Annotated in this window: 9 protein-coding genes; all 9 read right to left on the minus strand. The window is 48.3% G+C overall.

Annotation, left to right across the window (positions count from 1 at the left end):
- Positions 1-145: 145 nt before the first annotated feature.
- Positions 146-1849, minus strand: coding sequence for an RICIN domain-containing protein (locus tag IEW26_RS09105; protein ID WP_229729795.1), 1704 nt, complete (start codon positions 1847-1849; stop codon positions 146-148).
- A gap of 226 nt (positions 1850-2075) precedes the next feature.
- A complete protein-coding gene (locus IEW26_RS09110; protein ID WP_145402330.1) occupies positions 2076-3023 on the minus strand; it encodes a carbohydrate ABC transporter permease in 948 nt (315 codons plus the stop codon).
- Between the two features lie 17 nt (positions 3024-3040).
- Complete coding sequence (locus IEW26_RS09115; RefSeq protein ID WP_145402331.1) at positions 3041-3943, minus strand: carbohydrate ABC transporter permease; 903 nt, start codon at positions 3941-3943, stop codon at positions 3041-3043.
- A complete protein-coding gene (locus IEW26_RS09120; RefSeq protein ID WP_188592148.1) occupies positions 3940-6510 on the minus strand; it encodes a DUF5696 domain-containing protein in 2571 nt (856 codons plus the stop codon). Before IEW26_RS09120 ends, IEW26_RS09115 begins: the two co-directional genes overlap by 4 nt.
- 16 nt (positions 6511-6526) lie before the next feature.
- Positions 6527-7162 (minus strand): YIP1 family protein, encoded by a 636-nt coding sequence (locus IEW26_RS09125; protein ID WP_111268824.1) that lies wholly within the window; start codon positions 7160-7162, stop codon positions 6527-6529.
- Complete coding sequence (locus IEW26_RS09130; protein ID WP_188592412.1) at positions 7146-8570, minus strand: NHL repeat-containing protein; 1425 nt, start codon at positions 8568-8570, stop codon at positions 7146-7148. Before IEW26_RS09130 ends, IEW26_RS09125 begins: the two co-directional genes overlap by 17 nt.
- A 66-nt stretch (positions 8571-8636) precedes the next feature.
- Positions 8637-9518, minus strand: coding sequence for a carbohydrate ABC transporter permease (locus IEW26_RS09135; protein WP_373288443.1), 882 nt, complete (start codon positions 9516-9518; stop codon positions 8637-8639).
- Positions 9515-10432: a carbohydrate ABC transporter permease gene (locus IEW26_RS09140; RefSeq protein WP_229729797.1), complete on the minus strand. Its 918-nt coding sequence runs from the start codon at positions 10430-10432 to the stop codon at positions 9515-9517. The genes IEW26_RS09135 and IEW26_RS09140 overlap by 4 nt, the downstream gene beginning before the upstream one ends.
- Before the next feature lie 58 nt (positions 10433-10490).
- The gene (locus tag IEW26_RS09145; protein WP_188592149.1) at positions 10491-13388 is read right to left on the minus strand and encodes an extracellular solute-binding protein; all 2898 of its coding nucleotides are present in this window, start codon (positions 13386-13388) and stop codon (positions 10491-10493) included.
- Between the last annotated feature and the right edge of the window lie 68 nt (positions 13389-13456).

Raw genomic sequence — 13456 nt, forward strand, 5'->3', positions numbered from 1 at the left:
GCTTGGCTAAGTATAGCAGTTATAGCCCCCTTGTAAATCTTTCTAACGGGCTGTTTGAAAATAATTAAACGAAAAAAATAACCCTCCCAAGTCACGCATGGACTTGAGAAGGTTATTTAACATGTACAGAAAGTTGATTATCGTATTAATTGCTTACGGCAACAAATTTCCATTGTTGATTCGTAGCGCCTGTGTACGTGTTTTGCTGCAGAACCGCTCCATCCGCTGTGGATGCGTTTGCAACTTCAATCGCTTTGTTGCTGTTGACGTTAATAATACTATAGTAGCCATTACCAAGATCATTGACCTTGAAATGCTGTGCAGTGGTATTCAGATTAACCATTAACTGCACGGCTTCCCCGTTTGTCGTTGTGCCGTTGCGAATATCAATCACCTTATCCGGGGAATTGACACTTGTCAGTGTATAATTACCGTTTCCGATTGAAGTGAGCACCCACTTCTGAGGATTTCCCCCCAGATCACTCCACTGCTGGAGCTGCAGGTTATTCGCATTTTGTCCGCCAGGAACATCAATAACCTTGTTGGAGTGGCGTGCTACAATTTTGTAGGTTGCACCAGACACCAGACCGGTACCTGGATTCGTTGGATTCGTTGGATTACCGCTTCCATAATTCTGGGAACGTTCATTATACCAGTTGAACAGGAATCGTCCCATCGCACTGCGTGATGCATCTCCATCCCATTTCAGTCCTGCTGTAGGATCAGCGAAAGAACTGCGTGGACCCGGCTCCAGAATGAAACCGTTCATATGAGCTGCGATGCTGACATTGCCTGCTGCGTTGAAGATCGTTTTCGTATTCGTACCGAAACCTTCGTTACTTCCGTTGAACAGGTTCCAGTATGCGGAATCTCCAGGTTTGTTTTTGAACCAGGTTACTTCTGTAATGTTGATTGGATATTTATCAGCTGCTGCCTTAACGTTGGTATTCCACTGATCTTGCAAAATGTTAAAGTTGTCATACGCTCCGTACCCCGGATACCAGTGAACAGCATAACCGTAGTTGTTCAGCGGGTCCGTAAGCGGGTGACTTGCTGTCAGACTGTAGAACTGATTGTAACCCAGACCAGCTGCCCAGATGACGTTGTCTGCTCCCTGATTACGAATGGTTGAGATCATGGAATTCTGGAAGTTACGCAGGTCATTCCAGTGGTCCACGAAATCATTTTCCCCGTTATAACCGCCCCAATGTCCATTCGCATACGACTTCACCGGCTCGTTGATCAGCTCGAAGTGAACGTTGTCTGCACTTTTAATCTCCGGACGGGAGGCAAGGTAACCCCAGATTTGATTGAATTTTTGCAAATTCGCTGCTGTTGTCGCCTGATCATCCTTCAGGGTGAAGTCCAGTCCCAGAACCACATATACACCTTTGGTTTTGGCGTACTGAATATATGGAATGATCACGTTCTGTGTTACAGTCTGCACGCCGGCAAAGTTGTATGTACCTGCCGCCACATCCCCCATGTCCTGACGATCAATAAAGAGACGTACCTGATTCATCTTCCAGCCATGATTGCTGCCATACTTCGGGCTGGTATCTGCGAAGGTGTCTGTAATATCTTTCAGATAGGCAAGTGTTGCTGCGTGGCGGTTGTTTCCATGAAGATTCAGATAATAATTGCTGTCTTGATACGTCCAGTATGCACCGGAAGGCTGATGCCATCCATTCAAAAGCACTGGTTGATTGTTGCTGTTCACCAGATTTTTACCGCTGACATGCAGTTTTCCCATAGGCATGCCTACCCAGGCATCCGCCTGGTTTCCTCCCCATGGAGCAATCGTAATCAGTAATGCCAAAACGAGTAAAAGCTTGCAGGACATCAACATCTTTTTCACTTCTATTCCTCCTGTTTGATTAAATTGGTTTACATTACTGCGATAGGAAGCGGCCGAAAGGCATCGTTTCAACAAGCTATAGCAATCTCGTTGGCGCTCGCTCCCTCAAGCCATCCCATATCCAATGCGAGTGACTGTTTATCACGGGAGTTATCACGATATCCCCCCTTTCCCTGGTGTATTTTGTATCATCGGTCTGTCCTTCAAGCTGCTCTTGTTATCCCACGATACCTGTACGTTCTACGCTCTCGACAAAATACCGCTGCACGAATAAATAAATAATAATTAACGGCAGGATCGCTAGCAAAATACCTGTATCCTGAATCATGCTCAGATAGAACGGGTCAGCCTGGGAAGCAGCACCATCCGTAACCTGTTGCGCCAGATTGTACGGCAGCGACGATAGCATTGTAGACATCACTTTGCTGGAGGTCAGGTATGTTGTCGTATAGAAGCTGTCGTTCCACTGCCACACGAAGGAAAACAGCATCACCGTGACCATAGAAGGAATCGCATTAGGAAGCATGATTCGGGAGAATGTACGTCCAATACCTGCTCCATCCACGTAGGCAGCTTCTTCTACCTCTTTCGGAATACCTCTGAAGAACTGCCGGAAAATAAAGATATACAGACCTGCCTTGAGCGAATTCGCCGTAATTGCGGTCAGAATAAACGGCCAGTACGTATTGAGCAGATTCACTGGCTTGCCTGCAATCAGCGTCATTAGCCCCATGAGATCAAAGCTCTTCAGATTCAGGTACACCGGAATGAGGATGGTCGTTGGCGGTACAAGAATCGTCAGAATGACACCGGCAAACAGCCAGTTGCTGCCCTTGAACTTCAATCTTGCGAACCCGTAACCTGCGAGTGCGCACGAAGCGGTTGTCAGTAGCGTTGTTGTTGCCGAGAGCGCAAACGTGTTGAACAGTGTTGCCCAGTAATCCATAACACGAATGGCCTGTTTGAAATTATCAATGGAGAAGTTTTGGGGAATCCATACGACTACGGCCGAATACAGATCCCCTTTAGCTTTGATCGCTGTCGAGATTTTCTGAAAAATCGGAAATAGAATAACAAAGGAAAGTCCGGTAATCAGCACAAAGCGGATGACAGACCACAGCCAGCTTTTCCAATGCTCAAGTGATAATAATCGTGATGTCGTCACGCGGAATGCCCTCCTTTCTAATCTTGATAGAAGACTCGTTTCGAGAAAATGATAGATACAACGACAAGAATGATGGCAATGGCTGCGAAATACACCCAGGCCATGGCAGAGCTAAGACCAAAATCGAATTTGACAAATCCTGTATCACGGATCAGCTCCGTCATCGCGTTATTAGCAAATGAATCAATAATCGTGTAGATCGCATTGACAAAAATAAGCGGGCTCACCATCGGGAATGTTATTTTCCAGAATGCCTCATACCCTGTCGCACCTTCCATCTTGGATGCTTCATACAGCTGGGGCGAGATGGTCTGGATACCGGCGAGGAAGATCAGAATCTGCACACCCGATTGACTGACAATCTGGTAGATTCGATCCACTGCACCGCTCAAATAGGTGACAACCCATTCACTTACGCCTGCATTAAGCATCAAACCTTCCAGTTCCAATGTTCCGAACATACTTCCCCCTGAATTGCTCTGATTAACTGCTTCAATCAGGCTGGTGCTCTCCAGCGACATGATAACGCCGGAGGCCAGAATAACAGGCAGGAAAAAGATCGATCGGGCCACGGCACGTCCTCTGAACTTTTGATTCAGGATCACCGCAAGGAACAAGCTGAAAATGACGATCAACGGCACATTGACGAGTACATCGGTTATGGACTCAATAAGCGCCCGGTTAAAGCTCGTATTTACGGTAAGAGCCTGAATATAATTAGTTAATCCCGTGAATTGAATAGCAATTCCATCTGCATTCGCCTGAATCTTGCTCATGCTGTATCGCAGCGAAGCAAGCAGCGGAACAAAGAAAAATAATACAAAGCCGATGAGCCACGGCAGTACATAGATTACGCCCCACATGGCTTTCTGCTGGGCATACGTTCGATTTCCCCATTTCAATTTCATGAGTGTCTTCATTGCTGCCCACCACCCGTCACATAGCTTAGGGCCTCAATCTTGTGATTTTCTGCTTCAACAGAGAAATCATTGTAATTCACAATCACATAGCCTCCGCCTTCGTAGGTTGTTCGGTATACACCTTCGGCAACAGCCTCATGAGCGATCATCGACTGCCCTGTAAATGGCAGATTGACTTGACTCACTTCCTTATAAATATCAGCGGCCAGATCAATCCACTGCTCATAATTCGCAGCATAGAGATTGTTGTAGTCCGTCTCTTTCACGACATGGTTAGGTGCATTAAACCAAGCGAAGTAAGGACTCGCGCCGTATTCAATCAGCTTCAGGACATATTGTCTTGCATCGGTATACGTGGACAGATTGTAAGGAGAACCCGTGTAGCTGATATTGCCATGCACAACCAGTTGGAAGAACGGGATTTCTTCATCCTCCAGCTTGAACCTGCTGCTTGTCATAGGAGCATCCGTAAGTCCTGTAACATAAGGCAGAGCATAACCGTTCCCGCCCTCGGCTACGATGGAGCCAGCTTGCTGCCTGATCTGATCCAAAGCTTTACGAACCGTATCCGATGCCTGTGTGCGATCCAGCAGTTTTTTCGGATTCATGTCGCTATTTAATTGTTCAGCCATATCTTTAAGCGAAATACCGCCCGCTTGCAGCGGCTTCAGGTCCTTCAGCATATCTGTCGTTACATCATTAATCTCATTCGGAGAAAGCACGTAGGATGCGGATAAATCCTTGGCTCGGCGCTGTAAAGCCGGGTCCATTGGATACAAAATCGCAGGTTCCTGCGTTAACGTCCGGGATGCCTCTTTCGATGGACTGAACCCTTTTTTGGACTGCACATTCAGCATAGCCATATCCGGATAAAAACCGATGCCTGCGTCGCTCGTATATTCGCTGAATGCCTTCATTCCCTTTTTCCCGCCAATTACACCATCTACCTTGATGGAATCCGGCAGGCGGTGATGCAGACCGTCATTGAACCATCCGGCATAGCGGACTTGAATGTTGGACACATTTTTCTCCATCAGCTTCGACAGTATCGTTTGACCCTCTTCAAACGTAGTCAGTGCCTCCGTGGAATTATACGGGATACCAAGCATATGCTGTCTGGTGGACATGCCGCCGAACAGCTTGAGGTAGAACGGCACACCTGCAGGCTTTTGATCAACTTGCACCTCCGGCAGTCCTCCTGTTGAAAGCAAATGCTCCCTGTACAGTGAAGCCAGCCCTGAGTAGGAAGCCTGCTCTGCTCCAACAAATGCGTATCGAACGACAAAGTCGGAAGAGGTCGGTTTATTCTGGAACTTCGGCAGTGTACGAACCATATCACTCGACTGCAGGGTGATATCACTTTTGTTTACGACATAGAAGCTGGGATACACGTTATTGTAGCTATTGAGCTTGCCGCTAATATCCGCATTTACCATAGCTACCGCATCGCCTTCTTCGATGATGCCGAGGAAAGCCCCCTCTGGCCGAATCATTCCAAACACCGGCAATCTGGCCTTGCTTTCATTTGAGCTTGCTTCCCGTAGCTTCATCGTCAGATCCGGACCATAAATGTCCTGCTGATAGGAAGGGTACTGCAATTTGCCATTGTTAAAATGAATGAGTGCTCCCGAGCCGTCTGGAACGAGAATTGCACCTTCATCCTTGGAGCCTCCGGCTCCGAAATATTCAAGCACCGACAAGGTGTTGATCGGATACTCTTCCGGGAAGTGGATGCCGGATGCAGGTACACGTACGAGCATTTGCTCTCCATCCAGTTCATACTCCATCGTTAGCATAAATAGACGCGGCCCGCTTCGTTCATGTTCGATGCCATGCTCGGCATTGTCTTGGGCCAGGTCTTCTTCTGTGTATCCAGCGTCTTCAAAAGCCTTCAAGGCACGAGTCAGCTGCAATCCCTGCATTGCCTTGTCGATTCGGACATACACCCCTTCATCCTTGTCCTCGGCATACCCGACCTTCAGGGCACGTTCCCCGGACTTGTCGAGCTTTGCCAGCAGCTTTTGCTCGAAGCGTTCCTTGCTTAGTTTTACAGGCAAATCCTCGATGGAACGTTCGGTGCTGCCAAACTGATAGTGAACCCGCACCCCGTTCGGTAATGCTTCATAGCTCACCTGCTTATGCCGCGTGCTGTCTGTGTAGGAGTTAACCATACTGCTCTGTCCCGAACTATTGAAAAAACTGAGCCTTGATTGAGCGGACAGAAGATCCTTGTTAATCCCGGCGGCAATGCCGTCCTTCTCACGATCTGCCGGGTTACTGCGCCAAATCTGTCCGCTCTGGTTATGAATTACTGCAATTTCGGCGGTCTCTTCGTTAATTAACAGCTGTAAGGCGTCATTTCGGGCAATGCCGATCATGCCAGGTATGCGGGCATCGCTAAACGCAGATTTCAGCTTTTCTCCGGGAGGCAGGGAAGGAGTCTCTACTTGACTAACATCTGCTGCCGTCTCGCGAGCCGCTGGTGATGGCGAGAGTTGACAACCACCAAGAAGCAAAATGCTGATCAGCAGGATTCCGGTTATTTTTTTGGCTGCGGCGTATTTCATTGTGATTTCCTCCTTCCTAGCCCCGAAGCACTAATTCCTGATAGATGGTGTATACAAAGGATACGATCTGCTGTATAAGACTGAAGAACAACAAGCATAGAAATGCCATAAATGCCATAGCCACAAGGGTGAGCAGCATCGTCAGAATGGTTTTGGCTGGTGTATATTGATGCACGGTCATGTTGCCCACAAATAGCAGATAGACCGTCCAGCACACGGCTATTGCGTTAGAGAAATAATAAAATGCCGTCTCCTGTGCAGAAATTGCAAGACTCAGCCAAATCCATGGAAAATGCACCAGGAACATCGGCACCAGTGCAAAACAGGTGGACATAAATATTTCAGAGAACTTGCCTTCCCCGTCCATCAATGTCGTTAATGACCAGTTGGCTACACACCAGAACAGGACAGGCACGATCACATATACCGTTTCAAGCAGGCTGTTCAGATATTTGGGATTGTTGAAATTAATCAAAAATCCGCTGTACTGCGCCTGCAAAATTTTGGTGATTACGAGCAAAGCCATAATCATAAACGAGATTAGCAATGTCGTTCTTTGATTCCGTTCGTATTTCAATTCCCAGTAACCGTCGAAGGGATGGAAAATCAGATGGAGCGGGTACTGGTACAATTGTTTACTTGATGCCTGCATTCGTTGTCCTCCTTCTCTGTCTGCGAACGATAACTACGGTGACGAACGCAGCTGCAGCCAGGAATATACCGGACATCACCCATGAAAAATGCTCGCGCATCAGTTCTTTCCTGTACAGCAGGAACGCTTTGGAGTACCCTTTGCGCTCCATGCTTTGTTTGAAGTATTCGGCTGACTCGGCATAGTGCTTTTGGCGAAGCAGCGCTTTGCCGATACCCGCATAGGCATATTCCAGATTGGCATTCATCTCGGCCGCCTTGGCAAAGAGCTCCGAGGACTTATCTTCTTCGCCGTTGTAATAACTGCGTACCGCATCATGCAAGGTGCGTCCGTATTCGGTTGTCTGGAACACGGTGATCTCACCAAGTGCTTTATCCAGTACGAGCATGCGGTCACCTGCCCTCTCCAATGCGACAGGAGTATTGAACAGGCCTATCCGGTTACCGATTCCGCCAAAGATATGAAGTAAGTAGCCGTCACCGTTATAGGTGAAGATCCGACCTTTGTTTGAATCCAGTACGGAGTACATATCGCTGTCTCCCACATCCACATCAATCAGGCGAGAAGGCCCGCTTTCGTTCATGTATCGCAAGTCGCCTTGAGGAGCCGAATATCCTTCTCTTCGCAAAATGTCAGTTCCCTGCGCATTCAGCTTTTTAATCGGATCTTTACCGCGATCCCCGCTTGTCGCATAGATGAACCCCTCTTCGTCCATATCCAGATTGGTGAATTCGGTCGGTGTGAACATGACCATCTGACTTCGCTGCTCGCGGGTGGCGAGTCGCTTCCACAGATACTCCACAGGATCAACCTGAACCCGGTTAGCCCCGATGAAGGAGGAGAATGCACCATCTGCACTGAACTCCATGAAGCCGTCGAATACCCCTTCGGCCATCACATAGATGCGTTCCCCTTTATCCATCACGATCCGAATCGGCTTGAATTGAAAATCTTCTTTTAACAAATCCGATTTCGGTTCAGCCACAATTTTGACGAGTTCCCCTTTGTCATCCAAATGAACAACCCGGTGATTATCCGAATCGGCAACGAGGATATCTCCTTTTTCTGTAACGAACAGACCTTGAGGATTTTTAAACTGATCTTTCTTGCCATCGTTTACAAACGAATCAATAGTCCGTACAAGCTTGAAATTCCGATCCAGCTCTACGATGCGGCCATTGCCTGAATCCAGCACATAAATACGCTCATCCTCGGTAACATGCATATCACTAGGTTCCTTGAACGCGCTGATATTCAGCTTCTTGCCAGTAATAATCATGGTTGCTTCATATGCAGCCGGAGCCGGAACCGCATCCCCATAGAAAGAATAATGGTAAGCATCGGCTTTACCGTCTGCGCTGGCAGGTAATGCTGCTGAACTGAACAGCAGGAGGCAGACCATGCTCATGATGACCCATTTCCGTTGTTTCCATTTGCTTTTTGGCGTGTAACGCTGCAATTTGCTGCCTCCTTTCTATTCTTTCATGCCTGAAGTCGCCATAGTCTGCATCACACTGCTCTGAGAGATAATGAACAGGGTGATCGGAACGATCATCAGCAGCAGAGCTACCGCCGCACCAACACCTGCCCGTGCAATCCCCCCCTGAACGATCTGACTGAGTGCATAATGCAGTGTTTTCAGATTTTCGCTGTAGATAAAGCTGCCGCCGTCTGTTCCCCACAGTGCAGGGAATTGCAAAATCATTAATGTAAGCCACGCTGGCTTTACGTTAGGCATCACAATGCTCCAGAATATACGGTATTCATTCGCCCCATCAATTTTTGCCGCCTCCAGCAATGCATCGGGAATCTGCTCCATGAACTGTTTCATCAGAAACAGACCGAGCGAAAATGCCAGTGAGGGCACAATGATGGATGCGTGTGTGTTGATCCAGCCAAGCCAGGACATGACCATATAGTTTGGAATTGCCGTAACATGCGGCGAGAACATCAGGGACAGGATCACAATGGTAAACAATATTTTGGACCCTGGAAAACGGTATTTGGCAAGCGGATAAGCTGCTGCCGAGGCAAGCAGAATATGTCCGGCCGTACCCACCAGTGTGATGAGCAATGTGTTGGCAATATAACGGGATAACGGCACCCATGAATTGCCCATCAGGTTAATCAAATCAGCGAAATTTTCGGTGGTTGGATTGTTCACCCAGAAGCGCGGCGGAAATATAAACAGTTCATCCAGCGGCTTGAAGGCATTATTTACGGCATAAATCAAAGGAAGCACCATAAATGACCCAAACACAGCCAGCAGCGCAAATAACATGAAACTGACGGCAAATGACCGATTGAGTCTCTTCGGCATGCCGAAGATGGCACGAACTTTGCTGGTCATCGTCATTCACCTATCTTTCTAAGCATTTTTTGCGTGAGCACGTTGGTGCCGAGCATGAGTGCAAACAGAACAGTCGCAATCGCGGAGGCGTACCCCATTTCGAAGCGAATCGTACCATAGTCCATCAGATGCGTAACTACGGTATGCGCCGCATAGTTAACACTCGGGAATCCGGCAAGCGCTATCGAGATTTCGGCTACCGCGAACGAGGCTGTAATCTGCATGACTGCTCCAAACATCAGCTGTGGTCTCATAGATGGCAGCGTAATGTACCATAGCTCCTGCCAGCGGTTTTTGATCCCGTCCACCGTTCCTGCTTCCACCAGTGAGCGGTCAATCGTCTGTAAACCGGCAATAAAGGCGAGAAAGCTCGTTCCAAGACTAAGCCAGAGCTGTACGAGAATAACGATGCCTAGTACATACTTCTCGTTGGCCAGCCATTGAATGGGCTCCAGCACGATGCCGAGCCGCATCAGGAATCCGTTCATGTAACCGTAGCTGTCGCCCGAAAAAATGATCAGCCAGATGAAAAACACGTTGCCTGATATAGAGGGCGCATAGAAAACCAGTGTCATGACTGCCCGAACTTTCGGAGACAGCTCGTTGATGATCCATGCAAACAAAAAACAGGCGATATAACTGACTGGGCCGGTAATTACGGCAAAGAGCAGTGTGTTTTTAAGTGCGATCAAAAATACATCATCGTTCAGAAATAACCGTGAATAATTTTGCCAACCGACAAATCGCGGAAATTCCAGCATGTTAAAGTGAAAAAAGCTAAGCCCCAGTGAAATGCCGACCGGAATCACCGTAAACATGAAAAAGATCAGCATAAACGGTGCCATTAATACGTAATAGTGCCTGCTGAGATACAGATTCCTTCTTAATTGCGACCACCAGCCGACCTGGCGAGTATGCATGACAGGAGCGGCGGCTGTCTCGGATGTTTTGGCTTGCAACCGTTACCCTCCCTTTCCTTTATTTCAGATTGAATTCCTTGCGTTTCAATTCGATCTCATCGTCAATATAAAGCACATAGTCGGATAAAGCTTCTCGCGGATTTTCATTGGCATTAACAACCTTGCGGAAGGCGTTATCCAAGTGTCGCCCTGTAAAATATCCCCCCGGCAGCTGTGGAATACCCTGCACCCACTCCCACTGCTTCTCCAGGTTCTGATAGTCCTTCACTGGCCATGGTAACTGCTCTAACGCTTCAATATTTGCCGTAGGGTAACGAGCAGCTGCACCCATCAAACCTTCCATTTCACGTCCGTACTCGATCTGGGTTGACTCATCCGTCCACCATTTCATGAACTTCCATGCCGCCTCCTTATTAGCCGCATTTTCGAGCATCATGACCGCGCTGGTCGCACTCGCTACCTCATGTCGAATGGAGCCATCAGGAAGCTGCGTACCTGGCACGATGGTGAAGTCCCACAGATTCCGTATTTCAGGAGCGAGCACCGTCAACATGTTATACGTTGTATAATCCGCAATACCGATGGGCATTTCGCCTGTACGGAAACGGTTAGGAAAGTCAGCCTTGAGCGGAAATTTGTAATTGGTATAAAACTGCGTCCAGCGTTTGAACGCATCCATGGAAATTTCCGAATCAAGCGCACTCTTCTTCCCGTCTTCTGTATAAAATGTTCCGTCATTCTGGTACAAGAGCATAGCAAACGTGGCATTTGGAACCATATTGGCGTTATTCGTCGTGTCCTCGATCGGCAGATAAAACTCCATGTTGTGCTTTTGCAATACGGCGATTGCATTGTACACATCCTGCCACGTTTTTGGCGGCTCCAGGCCGAGCTCATCCAGAATATCCTTGCGGTAGAACAGCATCGGGAAATGTTGCTGCTCAGGCAGTGCGTACACGCCGCCATTATACTGATAAGGTGTTAAGCCGCTTGCACGGAAACGGGTTGCAACCTCCTCATAATCCGGGAATTGACTCAGATCGGCTGCTGCATTCCGCATCGCATAGTTCACTGGAATATCTTCTCCCATCTGCATCGCAACGTCAGGCCCTTCCCCAGCCAGTGTTGCAGGCAGCAGAATATTGGGCGGTACAAGCCTGAGCTGCACGGAAACATCTGTGTCTGGTGTGAACGTATCATCGATCATTCCCTTCAGTACCTGAGCCTGATCCCGTCCTGTGGTGATCCATACTGTAATGGAATCCTTCTTCTTCTCCACATTACCGATGCTGTCATAATCTTCGGTATACGATGCAACATAAGCGCCAAGTTCATGCTTCACCTGCTGCAGTGCAGATGCTTCTGCCTTGGGCAGCTCTTGGCCAGGCGCAGTTACCATCAAATAATCCATCGTAATTGGCTGCTCCCGTACAGTCAGAATCCATGTTCCGAGACCGCCAACGTTAATTTTGAACGTATCCAGTCGCTTAGGAACCGTCTCCGGTCTTGCGGCCATATCTTTGAGCTGTACTACCATCGCGTGCAGAATAGCGACTTTATCACTTTGCTCGCCCGTTGCCTTTTCCAAATAATCAGCTACAGAGCTGAGAACCTCCACCTGTCTGTTAAATACCTCGGTCATCTCGGGAATACGTTTCTCCAGCTGGTAGTCCCGGAGAGGATCGGGTTTGTTGGAGGTGATCATCAAAATTTTTCTATACAACTCATTTAATTCAAGCACGCTTGATTCCACTGTCCGCAGCAGCGGAGCAATGTCGCCAAGTGTAACCGTCATGCGCAAGCGATGTTTGCCCTGCTTGAGATGAAACAGATAAGGCTCATCTTCACTCTTCCCAAGCACTTCGGTCTGCCAGGAAGGGCTGTAATTAAAGCGAATTCGTTTCATCTCCTCGAACGGCGTCTTGCCGTCAATGGTCAGGCTGCGCGTGGCATAGATGCCGCGAAGCTGATCCTGCTTCACTTTTAACGCAATCTGATACAGTCCATCTTCAGGTACATCAAGCTCCCATTCGACCCATTCCCCAGGCAGCTTCCAGTTCACGCCGCCAATGGCATTGATCCGGATTTTGGAAACATCGTAGGGTTCAAGCGAAGGACTGGAGCGATCCGATATAGGTGCCAGGGTAGGAGATGATTTGGTGATAGCCTCTTCCCCTTGAACCTTCAGCATCACAGAGCTGGCTGGTTTCAAGCCTGACGCTTCATAATTCTGCTTCAGCTCTGCATAAGAAGGAACTGCCTCTTCCTGATATAACTCAATGTAATCAATCGCCATACTTTCTCTCAGAGAGGTTAGTGATAATTGCTGGGTTCCCTTTTCAAAATAAAACTGAAATGGTTCCTCGAAATATCCGGCACTGTCTCTGAACGAAGCAAGCTGCCATTCCGGCTGCTCCACCTGTCTCGGTCTGAGATCATTGCCGCGATCATCCTGCCGGATGTGATCTTCGCGATTGCCCCATACCCTGTCGAAGAGAAGCACGTCCGCTTCCCGGAAAGGAACCTCTCCGTTCAGCTCCAGCTTGCGTTCAATTCCCGAGCTCTTGCCTTCAACAGGATAATAATGAATGCGAACGTGATATAAACCACTCACTTGTACGGGTACATCCCAGCGAATGGTTCCGGATTCAGGAGTAATAACCGCACTGCCGTCCAAACCGGCGTAACCTTGCACCACTTCGAACTCCGAGCTATCTGCCTGCGTATAAGCTTCGCCTTCAACCCGGACGGTTGCATCCGGTCTGGCAGTGCTCGAATACGTCTCCCGATAATGTTCATAGCTTCGTGAATCCTTGCTGCCTGATACAGCTTCAAAATCCTCAAGTGCATGTACCGTTCCGGGGCTTTTATCCTGCGATGGATAGATCACGATGATCGAGAACACCAAAGCCAGAACAAGTACCAGAATCAGTCCCTTTTTCTTACGTGACCGCATGTTCGAATGTATCCCCTTTCCTGTAAGCGTATCGACAATTGAACGATTGACTAACCCGGGCAGACCGC

The organism is Paenibacillus silvae (genome assembly GCF_014639235.1).
GTDB classification, from domain to species: Bacteria; Bacillota; Bacilli; order Paenibacillales; family Paenibacillaceae; genus Paenibacillus; species Paenibacillus silvae.

Coding starts and splice junctions, on each gene's coding strand:
- IEW26_RS09105 (WP_229729795.1), bottom strand. CDS start 1,849: ATGTTGATGTCCTGCAAGCTTTTACTCGTTTTGGCATTACTGATTACG.
- IEW26_RS09115 (WP_145402331.1), bottom strand. CDS start 3,943: ATGAAGACACTCATGAAATTGAAATGGGGAAATCGAACGTATGCCCAG.
- IEW26_RS09120 (WP_188592148.1), bottom strand. CDS start 6,510: ATGAAATACGCCGCAGCCAAAAAAATAACCGGAATCCTGCTGATCAGC.
- IEW26_RS09125 (WP_111268824.1), bottom strand. CDS start 7,162: ATGCAGGCATCAAGTAAACAATTGTACCAGTACCCGCTCCATCTGATT.
- IEW26_RS09130 (WP_188592412.1), bottom strand. CDS start 8,570: ATGAGCATGGTCTGCCTCCTGCTGTTCAGTTCAGCAGCATTACCTGCC.
- IEW26_RS09135 (WP_373288443.1), bottom strand. CDS start 9,518: ATGACGATGACCAGCAAAGTTCGTGCCATCTTCGGCATGCCGAAGAGA.
- IEW26_RS09140 (WP_229729797.1), bottom strand. CDS start 10,432: ATGCATACTCGCCAGGTCGGCTGGTGGTCGCAATTAAGAAGGAATCTG.
- IEW26_RS09145 (WP_188592149.1), bottom strand. CDS start 13,388: ATGCGGTCACGTAAGAAAAAGGGACTGATTCTGGTACTTGTTCTGGCT.